Annotated in this window: 13 protein-coding genes and 1 pseudogene; 10 read left to right on the top strand and 4 right to left on the bottom strand. The window is 71.8% G+C overall.

Annotation, left to right across the window (positions count from 1 at the left end; all coding sequences use genetic code 11):
• Window positions 1-7 precede the first annotated feature (7 nt).
• Genes ACVDFE_RS19490 through ACVDFE_RS19470 form a run of 5 tightly spaced genes read left to right on the top strand, consistent with a single transcriptional unit; the run spans window position 8 to window position 6,182 of the window.
• Window positions 8-1,018: a terpene synthase family protein gene (locus ACVDFE_RS19490; RefSeq protein ID WP_360396320.1), complete on the top strand. Its 1,011-nt coding sequence runs from the start codon at window positions 8-10 to the stop codon at window positions 1,016-1,018.
• Window positions 1,019-1,055: 37 nt separating this feature from the next.
• Complete coding sequence (locus ACVDFE_RS19485) at window positions 1,056-2,456, top strand: family 2B encapsulin nanocompartment shell protein (RefSeq protein WP_360396318.1); 1,401 nt, start codon at window positions 1,056-1,058, stop codon at window positions 2,454-2,456.
• Window positions 2,457-2,470: 14 nt separating this feature from the next.
• Complete coding sequence (locus ACVDFE_RS19480) at window positions 2,471-3,517, top strand: family 2 encapsulin nanocompartment cargo protein polyprenyl transferase (protein WP_458431321.1); 1,047 nt, start codon at window positions 2,471-2,473, stop codon at window positions 3,515-3,517.
• 27 nt (window positions 3,518-3,544) lie between these two features.
• Window positions 3,545-4,486, top strand: a complete 942-nt coding sequence (locus ACVDFE_RS19475) for a 4-hydroxy-3-methylbut-2-enyl diphosphate reductase (RefSeq protein ID WP_360396314.1) — start codon at window positions 3,545-3,547, stop codon at window positions 4,484-4,486.
• Window positions 4,476-6,182: a 1-deoxy-D-xylulose-5-phosphate synthase gene (locus ACVDFE_RS19470; RefSeq protein WP_458431320.1), complete on the top strand. Its 1,707-nt coding sequence runs from the start codon at window positions 4,476-4,478 to the stop codon at window positions 6,180-6,182. The genes ACVDFE_RS19475 and ACVDFE_RS19470 overlap by 11 nt, the downstream gene beginning before the upstream one ends.
• Before the next feature lie 633 nt (window positions 6,183-6,815).
• Here the strand turns inward: ACVDFE_RS19470 and ACVDFE_RS19465 are convergent.
• The gene (locus ACVDFE_RS19465; RefSeq protein ID WP_458431319.1) at window positions 6,816-7,934 is read right to left on the bottom strand and encodes a citrate synthase; all 1,119 of its coding nucleotides are present in this window, start codon (window positions 7,932-7,934) and stop codon (window positions 6,816-6,818) included.
• 50 nt (window positions 7,935-7,984) lie between these two features.
• Here ACVDFE_RS19465 and ACVDFE_RS19460 point away from each other — a divergent pair, with 50 nt between their 5' ends.
• A complete protein-coding gene (locus tag ACVDFE_RS19460) occupies window positions 7,985-9,094 on the top strand; it encodes a citrate/2-methylcitrate synthase (RefSeq protein ID WP_458431318.1) in 1,110 nt (369 codons plus the stop codon).
• On the opposite strand, the gene ACVDFE_RS19455 is transcribed toward ACVDFE_RS19460, so the two are convergent.
• A complete protein-coding gene (locus tag ACVDFE_RS19455; protein WP_360396306.1) occupies window positions 9,087-9,236 on the bottom strand; it encodes a hypothetical protein in 150 nt (49 codons plus the stop codon). The genes ACVDFE_RS19460 and ACVDFE_RS19455 overlap by 8 nt on opposite strands.
• A 70-nt stretch (window positions 9,237-9,306) precedes the next feature.
• Between ACVDFE_RS19455 and ACVDFE_RS19450 the strand changes: the two are divergent.
• Window positions 9,307-10,252: pseudogene (locus ACVDFE_RS19450) on the top strand (GlxA family transcriptional regulator).
• Here the strand turns inward: ACVDFE_RS19450 and ACVDFE_RS19445 are convergent.
• Complete coding sequence (locus ACVDFE_RS19445; protein ID WP_360396302.1) at window positions 10,157-10,690, bottom strand: MarR family winged helix-turn-helix transcriptional regulator; 534 nt, start codon at window positions 10,688-10,690, stop codon at window positions 10,157-10,159. The pseudogene ACVDFE_RS19450 and the gene ACVDFE_RS19445 overlap by 96 nt on opposite strands.
• A gap of 95 nt (window positions 10,691-10,785) precedes the next feature.
• Here ACVDFE_RS19445 and ACVDFE_RS19440 point away from each other — a divergent pair, with 95 nt between their 5' ends.
• Window positions 10,786-11,343 (top strand): YceI family protein, encoded by a 558-nt coding sequence (locus ACVDFE_RS19440; protein WP_360396300.1) that lies wholly within the window; start codon window positions 10,786-10,788, stop codon window positions 11,341-11,343.
• 173 nt (window positions 11,344-11,516) lie between these two features.
• Window positions 11,517-12,167 (top strand): response regulator, encoded by a 651-nt coding sequence (locus tag ACVDFE_RS19435; RefSeq protein WP_458431317.1) that lies wholly within the window; start codon window positions 11,517-11,519, stop codon window positions 12,165-12,167.
• Window positions 12,168-12,173: 6 nt separating this feature from the next.
• Here the strand turns inward: ACVDFE_RS19435 and ACVDFE_RS19430 are convergent, their stop codons facing one another.
• Window positions 12,174-13,748 (bottom strand): GAF domain-containing protein, encoded by a 1,575-nt coding sequence (locus ACVDFE_RS19430; RefSeq protein ID WP_458434362.1) that lies wholly within the window; start codon window positions 13,746-13,748, stop codon window positions 12,174-12,176.
• 156 nt (window positions 13,749-13,904) lie between these two features.
• On the opposite strand from ACVDFE_RS19430, the gene ACVDFE_RS19425 reads away from it, so the two are divergent.
• Window positions 13,905-14,558 carry a hypothetical protein gene (locus ACVDFE_RS19425; RefSeq protein ID WP_458431316.1) on the top strand — a complete coding sequence of 218 codons (654 nt, stop codon included), beginning with the start codon at window positions 13,905-13,907 and terminating at the stop codon, window positions 14,556-14,558.
• Window positions 14,559-14,597 lie beyond the last annotated feature (39 nt).

Genomic DNA, 14,597 nt, shown 5'->3' with positions numbered 1-14,597 from the left:
GTGGCCCGTGGTTGAGCTTCCCGAGTTCGAGATGCCCTACGCGGCACGGCTTTCGCCGCACGTGGACCGCGTCCGGCAGCACAGCAGGGCGTGGGCGCGGGACATGGGCATGTTCACCGGCTCGCCGTGGACGGAGGCGTTCTACGACGCCGCGGACTACGGCGGCTTCACGCCGCTGGCGTTCCCGGCGCTGCCGGCCGAGGAGCTGCGGTACGTCAACGACTGGGGCGTCTGGGGCTTCTACGTCGACGACGCGTTCCTCGACGGCTTCCTGCGGCCGCGCAACCTCGCGGGCGGCCGGGCGTTCGCCGCCCGGCTGAAGGCGGTGCTCGCGGACCCGTCGGTGCCGGCGGTGAACCCGGCCGAGAGGGGGCTCGCGGACCTGCTGTCCCGCGGCACCCCCGACGAGGCCGACCGCGCGATGCTGCTCGACTACCTCGACGCACTGCTGTGGGAGCTGCACAACACCGTGCAGGGCCGTGTTCCCGACCCGGTCGACCTGGTGGAGATGCGCCGCAGGTCGATCATGGGTGAGCTGTCGGCCCGGCTCGTGCGCAAGGCCGCCCGCGCCGACCTGCCGGAGGAGCTGCTGCGCAACTCCACGATGAGGGCGCTGGTCGACTCGTTCGGCGACGTCCCGTCGCTGCGGATGGACCTCTTCAACCACGACCGCGTGCACGCCACCGGCGGCAGCACGACCAGCGCGGTGCTGGCGGTGCGGCAGTTCTTCGACTGCGAGCTGCAGCAGGCCGTGGACCTCGTGGGCGACCTGATCTCGGCGCGGCTGCGGCAGATCGGCACGATCATGGCCGAGCTGCCTGCCCTGGCCACCGAGTACGACCTCGACGCCGAGGCGACGGCCGGGCTGTCCCGGTACGCCGAGGCCATGCGGTCGTGGCTGGCCGGTGAGCTGCTGTGGACGCAGCGCTCCGGCCGCTACCGCCCCACCACCACCCCCACCCGACGGTCGTTCCACGCGCCGTCCGGACTCGGCACCGCCGCGGTGCTGGTCCGCTGATCCCTCCTCCCGCTGAACAAGATTGGCAGGACTCGCAGTGACTGTTACCGATCCGGGTCTCGGGGTCGACGACAAGCAGCTGAGCCTCTCCAGGGCAGCCGCCCGCAACCTCTCGTCGACCACCAAGTCCGCGCCGCAGATGCAGGGCATCTCCCCGCGGTGGCTGCTGCGACTGCTGCCGTGGGTCGAGGCCAAGGGTGGTGCCTTCCGGGTCAACCGGCGGCTCACGTTCGCGATCGGCGACGGCCGGGTCACGTTCACCAGCGTCGGTTCCGAGGTGCGCCCGGTGCCGCAGGAGCTGGCCGAGTTCCCGCTGCTGCGCGGGTTCGAGGACGAGGACTCGCTGGTGGCCCTCGCGAGCCGGTTCGAGCAGCGCGAGTACCAGCCGGGCGAGGTGATCGCCGAGCGCGGCACCCCGGTGGACACCATCGTCGTCATCGCGCACGGCAAGGTCGCCAAGACCGGTCGCGGCAAGTTCGGCGACGACGTGGCGCTGGGCACCGTGGCCGACGGTGAGCACTTCGGTGACAACGAGGTGCTGTCCGGTGCCGAGGTGGCGTGGAGCTTCACCGCCCGCGCGCTCACCCACACGACCGTGGTCGAGCTGCCGCGCTCGGTGTTCAACCAGCTCAACCAGCAGGTCGAGCCGTTGCGCACGCACATCGAGCAGCAGCTCGCGCACCCGACGAACCCGCAGAACAAGCACGGCGAGGCCGAGATCGACATCGCCTCCGGTCACGACGGCGAACCGGTGCTGCCCGGCACGTTCGTCGACTACGAGCTGCGGCCGCGCGAGTACGAGCTGTCGGTGGCGCAGACGGTCCTGCGCGTGCACACCCGCGTCGCCGACCTCTACAGCCAGCCGATGGACCAGGTCGAGCACCAGCTGCGGCTCACCATCGAGGCCCTGCGGGAGCGGCAGGAGCACGAGCTGATCAACAACCGCGAGTTCGGCCTGCTGCACAACGCCGACCTCAAGCAGCGGCTCAGCACCAGGTCGGGACCGGTCACGCCGGACGACATGGACGAGCTGATCTCCCGGCGCCGCAACACGAAGCTGATCCTGGCCCACCCCAGGGCGATCGCGGCGTTCGGCCGCCAGCTGTCCGAGCGCGGCCTCTACACGCCGACGGCCGTGGTGGAGGGCAAGCCGATGCAGACGTGGCGGGGCGTGCCCATCGCGCCGTGCGACAAGATCCCGGTCAGCAAGAACGGCACGACGTCGATCATCGCGATGCGCCTGGGCGAGGAGAAGCAGGGCGTCGTCGGCCTGCGCCAGACCGGCATCCCCGACGAGTACGAGCCCGGCCTGAACGTGCGGTTCATGGGCGTCGACGAGCACGCGATGCTCAAGTACCTGGTGTCGACCTACTACTCGGCCGCCGTTCTCGTGCCGGACGCGCTGGGCGTGCTGGAGAACGTGGAGATCGGTCTCTAGCGATGACAGCGGAGATGTCCTCCCACAGCACCGAACGGCTCGCCGCGGGACGCCCCGCGGGCGAGGTGCTCGCGTGGAGCCGGAGCCTGGTGACCCCGGCTCTGCGCAGGGCCGTCAGTCAGCTGCCCGAGTCGATGCGCGTGATCGCCGAGTACCACTTCGGGTGGCGCGACGAGCACGGCAACCCGGTGCTGGAGAACAGCGGCAAGGCGATCCGGCCGGCGATGGTGCTGCTGGCGGCCGAGGCCGTCGGCGGCAAGGCGGCGGCCGCCATCCCGGCGGCGGTGGCGGTGGAGCTGATCCACAACTTCTCGCTGCTGCACGACGACGTGATGGACGGTGACGAGACCCGCCGCCACCGCGCCACGGCGTGGACCGTGTTCGGCGTCAACGCGGCGATCCTGGCCGGTGACGCGCTGCAGGCGCTCGCGGTGGACGTCCTCGCGGCGTCCGGGCACCCGCGGGCGCTGGAGGCGATCCGGGTGCTGGGCGACGCGGTCGTCGCGTTGCTCGACGGGCAGGCGCACGACCTCGACTTCGAGAACCGCACGGACGTGGTGGTGCCCGAGGTGGTCACGATGGCGCTGGGCAAGACCGGCGCGTTGCTGGGTGCCTCGACCGCGCTGGGCGCGCTGTACGGCGGCGGGACCGACGGGCAGGTCGAGTCGCTGCGCGGCTACGGCACCCAGCTCGGGCTCGCGTTCCAGCACGTGGACGACCTGCTCGGCATCTGGGGCGACCCGGCGGTGACGGGCAAGGCCGCGCACACCGACCTGCACAGCCGCAAGAAGTCGCTGCCGGTGGTGCGGGCGCTCACGGCCGGCACGCCCGCGTCGGAGCAGCTGGCGGCGCTGTACTTCCGGGCGGGCGAGCTGTCTGCGGCCGAGCTGGCGCTGGCGGCCTCGCTGGTCGACTCCGCCGGCGGGCGGGCGTGGAGCCAGGAGCAGGCCGACGAGCTGCACACGCGGGCGTTGCTGCACCTGGGCGAGTCCTCGCCGGCCGCGCGGGCGGCCGTGGAGCTCGGCACGCTCGCCCAGCTGGTCACCCACCGAGACCACTGACCGCCCCTCTTCCCCGGAAGGCGCCCGATGACGGAACACCCGCCGCGTTCGGTGCTGCTCGCCTCACCCCGGTCGTTCTGCGCCGGGGTGGAGCGGGCCGTCGAGATCGTGGAACGACTGCTCGACCAGCGCGGTGGCCCGATCTACGTGCGCAAGCAGATCGTGCACAACGTCCACGTGGTGCGCGGTCTGGAGGCCCGCGGCGCCGTGTTCGTGGAGGAGCTGTCGGAGGTTCCGCCCGGTGCCACGGCCGTCTTCTCCGCGCACGGCGTCTCCCCCGCCGTGCGGGCCGAGGCCGCGGAGCGGTCGCTGGAGGTGCTGGACGCGACCTGCCCGCTGGTGACCAAGGTGCACGCGGAGGCGCGGCGGTTCGCCGCCCGCGGTGACACGATCGTCCTCATCGGACACGCCGGGCACGAGGAGGTCGAGGGCACGCTGGGCGAGGCGCCCGACCGGATGGTGCTCGTGGAGACCGTCGCCGACGTCGAGGCGCTGGAGATCACCGGGCCGGTGTCGTACCTGACGCAGACGACGCTGGCGGTCGACGAGACGTCCGAGGTGGTCGCGGCGCTGCGGCGGCGGTTCCCGCACGTGCGCGGTCCCGGTTCGGACGACATCTGCTATGCCACCACCAACCGGCAGATCGCGATCCGGGAGGTGGCCGCGCAGTCCGACCTCGTGCTCGTGGTGGGGTCGCGCAACTCGTCGAACTCGGTGCGGATGGTGGAGCTCGCGGCCCGCACCGGCACCCCGGCGCACCTGGTCGACGACGCCTCGGAGATCGATCCGGCGTGGCTGGAGGGCGTGACGACGGTGGGCCTGTCAGCGGGTGCGTCGGCGCCACCGGAGCTGGTCGACGAGGTGGTGGCGGCGTTGGAGGCGCTGGGCACGGTGTCGGTGTCCACGCACACGACGGCGACCGAGACGATCTCGTTCACACTGCCGCTGGCGGTGCGCCGTGCTGGCTGACATCATCTCGCCCGCGGACGTGCGGGCGCTGTCCTCGTCCGAGCTGGCGCGGCTGGCCGCGGAGATCCGGTCGTTCCTCATCGCCAAGGTGCACCGCACCGGCGGGCACCTCGGCCCGAACCTGGGCGCGGTGGAGCTGACGATCGCGGTGCACCGGGTGTTCTCGTCCCCGGTCGACGTCGTGCTGTTCGACACCGGGCACCAGTCGTACGTGCACAAGCTGCTGACCGGTCGCCGCGCCGACTTCGACTCGCTGCGGCAGGCCGGTGGCCTGTCCGGCTACCCGTCCGCGGCCGAGTCGGCGCACGACGTCGTCGAGAACTCGCACGCCTCCACCGCACTGTCCTATGCGGACGGTCTGGCGAAGGCGTTCGAGCTCGGCGGCGTCGACCGGCGGGTGGTGGCGGTCGTCGGTGACGGCGCGCTGACCGGCGGCATGTGCTGGGAGGCGCTGAACAACATCGGCGGGTCGTCGCGGCCGGTCGTGGTGCTGCTGAACGACAACGGCCGTTCCTACGACCCGACGGCCGGCGGGCTCGCGGCGTCGTTGCTCGACGGCACGGCGCGCTGCCTGTTCGAGGCGCTGGGCCTGGCCTACCTCGGCGAGGTCGACGGGCACGACGTGCACGCCGTCGAGAACGCCCTGTGGGAGGCCAAGTCGCTGGGCCGTCCCGTGGTCGTGCACTGCAGGACGGTGAAGGGCAAGGGGTACGACGCGGCCGAGGCCGACGAGGCGGACCGCATGCACGCGGTCGGCGCGGCCGGTACCACCTCGGCGCGCACGTGGACCGACGTGTTCTCGGACGAGATCGTGGCGATCGGCGCCGACCGGCCCGACGTGGTGTGCGTGACCGCGGCGATGCTCGAACCCGTCGGCCTGCGGCCGTTCTCGGCGCGCTTCCCCTCCCGGGTGTTCGACGTCGGCATCGCCGAGCAGCACGCCGTGACGTCGGCGGCGGGCATGGCGATGGGCGGCCTGCACCCGGTGGTGGCCGTCTACGCGACGTTCCTGTCACGCGCCTTCGACCAGCTGCTGATGGACGTGGCGCTGCACCGGTTGCCGGTGACGTTCGTGCTCGACCGCGCGGGTGTCACGGGCCCGGACGGTGCCTCGCACCACGGCATGTGGGACGCCTCCGTGCTGCCCGTGGTGCCGGGCCTGCGCCTGGCCGCACCACGGGACCCGGCGTCGCTGGCCGCGTTGCTGCGCGAGGCGGTCGACGTCTCCGACGGCCCGACGGTCGTGCGCTACCCGAAGGCGTCCGCCGGCCCCGACGTGCCCGCGGTGCGGCGGGTGGGCCACTTCGACGTGCTGCACGAGACCCCGGACGCCGACGTCCTGCTGGTCGCGGTCGGCCCGCTCGCCGGCCCGTGCCTCGCAGCCGCGGAGGAGTTGGCTGGACACGACGTCCGTGTCACGGTCGTCGACCCGCGCTGGACCGCGCCGCTGGACCCGCACCTCGTGAAGTACAGCAGCGGTTTCCGCCTGGTGCTGGCCGTGGAGGACACCACCTCGACAGGCGCGCTGGGCGCCCGCCTGGGCCAGGCGCTGGCAGGCGGCCCGACGTGCGTGGCGACGTTCGCCCTGCCCCCGCGCTTCCTGCCGCACGACTCCCGCGCCCGCATCCTGCGCGCCCACGGCCTGGACGCCGCGGGCATCACGACGAGCGTGCTGAAGCGCCTCGGCGTGCGCTGACCACCCGCGCCGCGAACGCAAGGCCGACCGCACCCGCCCCCACGCGGCGCGGCGCGGCGTGGTGCAGGCAGGGCGGCGTGGAGCAAGCAGGGCGGTAGCGCGGCGGGGAGCAAGCAGCGCGACGCGGCCAGCATGGCGCGGGCGGAGCGGCGCGGAGCAGGCTGGGCGGCGTGGGCGGGCTGGGCAGCGCAGGCAGGCGGGGCGGCACGAACGGAGTGGCATCGTCAGCGCGGCGTAAGAGAGCGCGGGCGACGCGGCGCGGGCGACGCGTCCAGCGTGACGCAGTCGCAGCGGGGCGAGCAGGCGGGCGGAGCGGCGCAAGCACGGCGATGCGGCCAGCGCAGCACGAGCTGACAGCGGCCGCGTCGGGCCGGGGCGACACGAGCGACGGTGCAGGCGAGGCGCGCCCACCGGCTCGCCGCCGACATGCAAGCGCACTGCCCAGCGTCCGTGCCGTGCCCAACCGCACCGTCCAGCGCCCGGTGCCGTGCCCAACTGCGCGCCCCGACGCCCGTGCCGCGCACCCGCGCCCGACAGCTGCCCTGGCGTCTGCCCCGACGGCTGCTCCGAAACTGTCCCGGCAGTTACCTCGCCAGCTGTCCTGGCGGCTACCGCGACGGTTGCGCCGGGCGGCTACGGGCGATCGCCCGTGTACACGCCCAGCGTCCGGAACCGCAGTCCCGGCTCGGCGTACTCCTCGATCGCGTGCGCGATCCAGCCGACGATCCGGGCGATGGCGAAGATCGCCTCGCCGGCGTCGGGGGACATCTGGAACGTGACCCCGAGTTGGGCGAGGGCCAGGTCGACGTTGGGGAACGTGAGTGGCTGGGTGGCGATGACGCGGTCCGCCACCAGGTCGGCGTCGCCGTGGGTGCGCAGGAGGGCGAGCAGGTGGTCGGCGCGGGGGTCGTGGCGTTCGTAGACGGCGTGGCCGAAGCCGGGGATCGGCTCGCCTGCGCGCAGGCGTTCGGCCACCGCGGCCATCGGGTCGGGGGCGGCTTGCAGGAGGAAGCGGTGGGTGAGGGTGCTGGCGGTGCCGTGCTTCTGGCCCTCCATGGCGCCGAGGCCCGCGGACACCACGGCGTACGGGTGGGCGCGGGCGGAGGCGGCGACCCTGGCGGCCATCGTGGAGACGGCCAGGTCGTGGTCGGCGAGCAGGACCAGGGCCGCGTTGAGGACGGCGGGCTGGGGTGGTTCGGGTGACAGGCGGGCCCAGAGGCGGTCGGCGATGTCGGTGCCCTGCGGGCGCTGGATGAGCGGGAGGGACTCGACGACGTCGGCGATGAGGGCCTTGGCGGTCGAGACGGCGCGGTCGAGGTCGAAGCGCAGCGGGTCACCGGCGCCGGCGAGGGCCACGGCCACGCGGACGCGGTCGGTGAGGGTCGCGCTGTCGGGGAGGGCCATCCAGATCTCCTGGCCCTCGGGGAACTCGACGCCGGTGGTCTCCACGGCGGTCCACAGCCACTGCGCCACGTCCTCGAAGCGGCGCGTCCCGCTCAGCTCGACGGCGGAACGGCCGCGGTAGAACAGCCGGTCGTGCTCCAGCAGGGAGATGCGGGTGCGGATGCGATCGGTCACAGCGGCCACTGCTCCGCGCGCACCAGTGCGCTGCGCCAGGGCCTCGACCTCGGCGACGTCGAACATGCTCGCGCGGTTCAGCTTCGTGCTGGTCAGCAGGCCGCGGCTGACGTAGGCGTACACCGTCGCCGGCTTCACGCCGAGGCGGCGAGCGGTCTGGGTTGTCGTCAGCATTGATTCCATCAACGTTGACTGTACCTGGAGGTTGACGGAGCCTCTTGTCCATGTTGATTGATGCACCCAAAGGGTTGAAGGACGTCGTCGTCACCACCACCCTGATCGGGGATGTGAATGGGGCCGCGGGCTACTACCACTACCGCGAGCACGACGCGATCGAGCTGGCCAGGACCCGGTCGTTCGAGGACGTGTGGTTCCTGTTCGCCGAGGGCCGGCTGCCGGACGCGGCGGAGAGCGAGCTGTTCGCGCGGCGGACCGCGGAGCTGCGCGAGCTGCCCGACGGCATCGCTGCCGTGCTGCCCGCCATTGCGCAGGCCGGGGTCACGCCGCTGGCCGGGCTGCGGACGGCGTTGTCGTTGCTGCCGTCGCAGCCGATGTGGGACGCGCCGATGGCGGCACGCCGGGCCGACGCGCTGCGCGTGTGTGCTGTGACGCCGACGATCCTGGCCGCACTGCACCGGCTCAAGCTCGGGCTTGAGCCCGTCCGCCCCAGGGTTGAGCTGTCAACGTCAGCGAACTGGTTGTACATGTTGACTGGACAGGAGCCGTCAACGTGGACGAGTCGTGCAGTCGAGCAGTACTTGATCGCGACGATCGACCACGGCTTCAACGCGTCAACGTTCACGGCACGCGTCGTCGCGAGCTCGGGAGCTGACGTCGTGTCGGCGGTGACGGCGGCGATCGGCACGTTCTCCGGGCCGCTGCACGGCGGCGCGCCGGACCGGGCGCTGGAGAGCCTCGACCTCATCGGCTCGCCGGACGACGTCGACGCCTGGGTGCGCGAGCAGATCGAGCAGGGCAACCGGATCATGGGCTTCGGCCACGCCGTCTACCGGACGGAGGACCCGCGGGCACGCCTGCTCAGGGAGATCGCGCTGGAGCGGCCGACGCCGCTGACGGAGTTCGCGACGACGGTCGAGCGCCGGGTGACCGAGCTGCTGGCCGAGCTCAAGCCGGGCCGGCAGCTGTACGCGAACGTCGAGTTCTACGCGGGTGTCGTGATGGAGCAGTGCGGGATCCCGCGCGACATGTTCACGCCCACGTTCGCGTGCAGCCGGGTGATCGGGTGGTGTGCCAACGCCCTGGAACAGTCCGAGGACACGAAGATCATCCGCCCGATCGCCCGCTACACGGGACCGCAGCCGCTCATCAAGTGAGGTACCGGATGTCGTTGCGCACGCGGATGCGGTCGCGGTCGACGACGTCGGAGGAGCCCGCCAGGCCGGCACTGCGGTCGCGGTGCCGGTCGAGCCAGACGGCGAGGACTGCCACTACCAGGAGGATCGCTGCAAGAGTCATGTAGAAAGTTTGCGGCCGACAAAATCCCGCCAACAGTGGCAGATCTGACGATGCGCGCTAAAATCCTGCCATGCTCCGATCGGTGGCGGTTCCGCTCATCAACGGCGTCGCGCCGTTCGAGTTCGGCGTGCTCTGCGAGGTGTTCGGCGTCGACCGGACCGAGGAGGGCGTGCCGCTGATCGACTTCCGGGTCTGCGGCGAGCTTCCCGAACGAGCCGGTGCACACGGACGTCCCCGGTGTCTCCATCACCCCGGAGCACGGCTTCGAAGCCCTGCTCGACGCCGACCTGGTCGCGCTGCCCGCGGCCAAGATCCGCGAGGCCTACCCGGAGAAGCTGCTCAAGACGTTGCGCGAGACCGACGCGACGCTGCTGAGCGTCTGCAGCGGGGCGTTCATCCTCGGCGAGGCGGGCCTGCTCGACGACCGCCGGTGCACCACCCACTGGCGTGAGACGAAGGCGTTCCAGGAGCGCTTCCCCAGGGCCCAGGTCGACCCGGACGTGCTGTTCGTCGACGACGGCAACATCATCACCAGCGCGGGCACGGCCGCCGGCATCGACGCCTGCCTGCACCTGGTGCGCCGCGAGCTCGGCACCAGGGTCGCCACGACCATCGCGCGCAGGATGGTCGTGCCGCCGCAGCGCGACGGCGGTCAGCGGCAGTTCGTGGAGCTGCCCATCCCCGACTGCTCGGCCGACAGCCTCGAACCGGTGCTGGAGCAGGTGCTCGACACGATCGCGGACAATCACACGGTGGCGTCGATGGCGAAGCTCGCCGTCATGTCCGAGCGGACGTTCGCCAGGAGGTTCGTCGCGGAGACCGGCACCACGCCGAACAAGTGGCTGTCACTCCAACGGGTGCTGCACGCGCGCCGGTTGCTCGAGGAGACCGACCTCGACGTCGACGCGGTGGCGACCCGGTCAGGCTTCGGCACCGCCGCACTCCTGCGCCACCACTTCCACCGGGTCGTCGGCGTCGCACCGAGCGACTACCGCCGCACATTCGCCTGTCGTTAACCGCGTGAAGATCTTCTCCGAGATCGACCGCAGCGCCGCGACCTCCTCGTCACCGAGCAGGTCGAACACCAGGTGGTGGACCGTCTCGGCGTGCCGGGGCGCCGCCGCCTCGATGGCCGCGCGGCCCTGCTGGGTCAGCACCACGTAGGAGCCGCGCCCGTCGCTGGCGCACCCCTCGCGGGCGACGAGCCCGCGCTTCACCATCCGTCCGAGGTGGTGCGAGATGCGGCTCTTCTCCCAGTTCAGCGACCGGGCCAGCTCCAGCACGCGCACGCGTTCGTCCGGCGTGTCGGTCAGTTGGACGAGCACGGCGAAGTCGGCCATGGAAATGTCGGAGTCGGCGGACATCTGCCTGCTCAGGTGGGCGTTCAGCTCCCCTTGCATGCGGACGTAGGCACGCCACGCCAGCTGTTGTTCAGGTTCAAGCCATCGGGTCACACGCTCAGCATACGGGAATAGTTGACACATCATCCATGGTTGGTGCAAGGTAGATGACAGTTCAACCAACCCGACCGACCGAAGGACATACCGCCATGACCACGCCCACCAACCTCTCCGAACTGACCGGCGACTACGTCATCGACGCGTCGCACTCCCGCATCGGCTTCGTCGCCCGCCACGCGATGGTCACCAAGGTTCGTGGTGCGTTCAACGAGTTCGACGGCAAGATCAAGATCGACGGTGACAAGCCGGAGAACACCACCGCCGAGGTGACCGTGAAGGTCGCGACGATCGACACCCGCAACGCGCAGCGCGACGGCCACCTCACCACCAACGACTTCCTCGACGTCGAGACCTACCCGGAGATCAAGTTCGTCTCGACCTCCGCGAAGCAGGTCGACGACGGCAACTTCGAGATCACCGGTGACCTGACCATCAAGGACGTCACCAAGTCGATCACCATCCCGTTCGCGTTCGAGGGCGTGGCCGTGGACCCGTTCGGCAACACCCGCGTGGGCTTCGAGGGCTCGCACACCATCAACCGCAAGGACTACGGCGTCACCTGGAACGCGGCGCTGGAGACCGGCGGCGTGCTGGTGAGCGAGAAGGTCGTCCTCGAGTTCGAGATCTCGGCGATCAAGCAGGGCTGACCGCAGCCGGTCACGTCGTGACAGGTCCGGGCGCTTTCCAGCGACCCGGACCTTTCGCGTTCCAGCGGGCGGGCCTCCCGCGTTCCAGCAGCCCCGGACGACGCCCGATCGGCCCAGTGCGGCGAGTGCCTCCAGGCCCCTCGGAGCAGTGTCCTTGGACTACCGTGAACCCCATGGCGACGCGTGTTTTCCTCGTCGACGACCACGAGATCGTCCGCCGCGGCATCGCGGACCTGCTCGGTGAGGAGCCCGACCTGGAGGTGGTCGGTGACGCCGCGACGGTCGCGGAGGCGCTGGCCGCGGTGCCGGAGGCCCAGGCCGACGTGGCGGTGCTCGACATCCGGCTCCCCGACGGCAACGGCATCGAGCTGTGCCGGGAGCTGCGCAGCCGCGTTCCCGGCCTGCAGTGCCTGATGCTGACGAGCTTCGCCGACGACGAGGCCCTGTTCGACGCGATCATGGCGGGTGCCTCCGGGTTCGTGCTCAAGCAGATCCTGGGCGCCGACCTGGTGAACGCGGTCCGCACGGTCGCCGCCGGCCAGTCGCTGCTCGACGCGCGCACGACCAGCGCCCTGCTCAACCGGATCCGCCGCGAACGCGAGGAGGGCGACCCGCTGCGCGTGCTCAGCGAGCAGGAGCGCACGGTGCTCGACCTCATCGGCGAGGGGCTGACGAACCGGCAGATCGCCGAGCGGATGTTCCTCGCGGAGAAGACCGTCAAGAACTACGTCTCACATCTGCTGGCGAAGCTCGGCATGCAGCGCCGCACGCAGGCGGCGGTGTTCGCGTCGCAGTTCCGCAGGGACGGCGAGAAGCCCCGCTAGAACGGGCTAGGACGACCGGTCCAGCGGGACCCGCCACACCACGCGCGCTCCCCCGCCGTCGGCCGCGCGCACCGCGAACGTTCCGCCGAACTGCGCCGCCCGGTGCGCGAGGTTGCGCAGCCCGCTGCGCGCCACGTCGGGTGCGATGCCGATCCCGTTGTCCTGCACGGTGATCACCACGTCGTCGCCCGCGTCGACCAGCACCGTGAGCTCGGTGGCCTCCGCGTGCCGCACGGCGTTCGTGACGGCCTCGCGCACCACGGCCTCGACGTGTTCGGCGAGCTCGGGCGGCACGGAGTTGTCGACGGTGCCGGACATCCGCACGGCCGGGGACAGGTGCGTGGACTCGGTCAAGCCGGCGACGAGGTCGAGCAGGCGGCGGCGCAGCGAGGTGTTGTCGGTCGAGTGCAGGTCGAAGATCGAGGTGCGGATCTCGCGCACGGTCTCGTCGAGCTGCTCCACGGCGGTGCGCAGGCGGGCGGCGACCTCCGGTTCGGTGATGCGGCGCAGGGTGGCCTGCAGGGTCAGCCCGGTGACGAACAGCCGCTGGATCACGTGGTCGTGCAGGTCGCGGGCGATGCGGTCGCGGTCCTCCAGCACGTACAGCAACCGTTGGGAGCGTTGCTGTTCCGCGAACTCCAGCGCCACCGCCGCCTGGTGGGCGAACGAGGCCAGCACCGGGACCTGGTCGGGCAGGAAGCGGGACTCGGTGCCGCGGCGCAGCACGACCAGGGCGCCGGTGACGGCGGAACCCGACCGCAGCGGCACCGCGAGCACGGAGCCGAAGGCGGCGGTGAGGTCGTCGGACAGCAGGGGTGTTCCGGTGCGGACCACCTCGTCGAGGGCGTAGTCGGCGGGGTCGAAGTCGCCGAGCCGCGCGCCCGCGTTCGCGGCCACCGCGAGCGGGGCGTGCCGGCCGTCGCCGAGCACCACCAGCGCCGCGTCGGCGGAGGCCAGCTCCACGGTCCGCTGGGTGATCAGGCGCAGCGCGTACTCACCGGACGCGCCGCCCAGCAGCTCGGAGTTGACCTCGCCGATGGCCTCCAGCCACCGTTCCCGCATCCGGGACTTCTCGAACAGCCGGGCGTTGTCGATCGCGATGCCCGCCGCCGCGGCCAGTGCCTGCAGGACCGCCTCGTCGTCGGCGGTGAACTCGGCGGCGTCGATCTTCTCGGTCATGTAGAGGTTGCCGAAGACCTCGTCGCGCACCCGCACCGGCACGCCGAGGAAGCTGTGCATCGGCGGGTGGTTCGGCGGGAAGCCGACCGACATGTCGTGCCGGGCCAGGTCGTGCAGCCGCAACGGGGTCGGGTCCTTGATCAGCAGCCCCAGCAGGCCCTTGCCCTCGGGCAGGTGGCCCATCTTCGCGCTCGTCTCCGCGTCCACGCCCACGTGGACGAACTCGGACAGGTCGTCGCGCGTCCCCAGCACGCCCAGCGCGCCGTAGCGGGCACCGACGAGGTCGACGGCGGCCTGCACGATCCGCTGCAGCGTCGAGTCGAGCTCCAGCCCGGACGCCACGGCGAGGACGGCGCCGAGCAGCTCCTGCATGTGGTCACGGGTGGTGACGATCTCGTCCATGCGATCCCGCACCTCGTCGAGCAGTTCGTCGAGGTCACGGCGGCCGGGAGGGGTGGGCACGCCGCTAGCGTCGCACACATCCCGCGATCACACGGCCCTGGCAAGTGAGGACCTTCGGCCGTGGTCCGCGCACCGCGCTGCCCGGACAGTGAGGGCATGACCACCGTCGTGCCCGAATCGCTCGGACTGGCGGGTGAGGACGTGCGCGGGGTGCTCGCGCTCGCCACGCACGCCGCGCCGCAGGTCCGGTTCGAGGTGCGGCCCGAGCGGATCGAGCTGCACACCACGAGCCCGCACAGCCGGGAGGCCAGGATCGCGTGCGGTGTGGCGCTGCTGAACGTCCGGCTGGCGTTGCAGGGCCACGGGATCCGCCCGCTGGTGACGCTGCTGCCGGGGGCCGGTGCGCACGACGCCGCCGCGGCCGTGCGGCTGGGCGGGCACCAGGACCCGGACCCGGACGTGCTCGCGCTGATGCACGCCCTGCGCGCAAACCGTCGCACGTGGACGACGTTCCCCGGGGTGGGCCCCTGGCGCGGGCTGCTGTCGCGGGCCGCGGAGGTGGAACGCGCGTGGCTGCACGTGACACCCGGTGGGCAGGACCTGGTGCTGTGCACGTTCGCGCAGGGCGCCGCGGCGGAGATCCGTGCGGGGCAGGCGATGCAGCGGGTCGTCCTGACGGCGGCGACGGTCGGTGCGGCGGTGCTGCCCGCGCAGCCGCCGGTGAGCCTGTCCGCGTTGCGCGCGGACCTGCGCCCGTGCCTGGGCAGCAGGCTGGTGCCGCAGGTGGTCCTGCGACTGGGCACGGGGTGACCGTGCCCGTCCCGTGCCGCGCGGGGGTCGAGCCCGCGG

The organism is Lentzea chajnantorensis (assembly GCF_054300775.1).
The sequence above is the reverse complement of the archived record's forward strand: the minus strand, read 5'-3'. Positions and strand labels throughout refer to the sequence as shown.

Excerpts from the sequence above, each read along its gene's own strand:
- ACVDFE_RS19455 (WP_360396306.1), bottom strand. The coding sequence starts at position 9,236 with ATGACTCTTGCAGCGATCCTCCTGGTAGTGGCAGTCCTCGCCGTCTGG.
- ACVDFE_RS19425 (WP_458431316.1), top strand. The coding sequence starts at position 13,905 with ATGACCACCGTCGTGCCCGAATCGCTCGGACTGGCGGGTGAGGACGTG.
- ACVDFE_RS19460 (WP_458431318.1), top strand. The coding sequence starts at position 7,985 with ATGTTGATTGATGCACCCAAAGGGTTGAAGGACGTCGTCGTCACCACC.
- ACVDFE_RS19475 (WP_360396314.1), top strand. The coding sequence starts at position 3,545 with ATGACGGAACACCCGCCGCGTTCGGTGCTGCTCGCCTCACCCCGGTCG.
- ACVDFE_RS19430 (WP_458434362.1), bottom strand. The coding sequence starts at position 13,748 with ATGGACGAGATCGTCACCACCCGTGACCACATGCAGGAGCTGCTCGGC.
- ACVDFE_RS19440 (WP_360396300.1), top strand. The coding sequence starts at position 10,786 with ATGACCACGCCCACCAACCTCTCCGAACTGACCGGCGACTACGTCATC.
- ACVDFE_RS19465 (WP_458431319.1), bottom strand. The coding sequence starts at position 7,934 with ATGCTGACGACAACCCAGACCGCTCGCCGCCTCGGCGTGAAGCCGGCG.
- ACVDFE_RS19435 (WP_458431317.1), top strand. The coding sequence starts at position 11,517 with ATGGCGACGCGTGTTTTCCTCGTCGACGACCACGAGATCGTCCGCCGC.
- ACVDFE_RS19480 (WP_458431321.1), top strand. The coding sequence starts at position 2,471 with ATGTCCTCCCACAGCACCGAACGGCTCGCCGCGGGACGCCCCGCGGGC.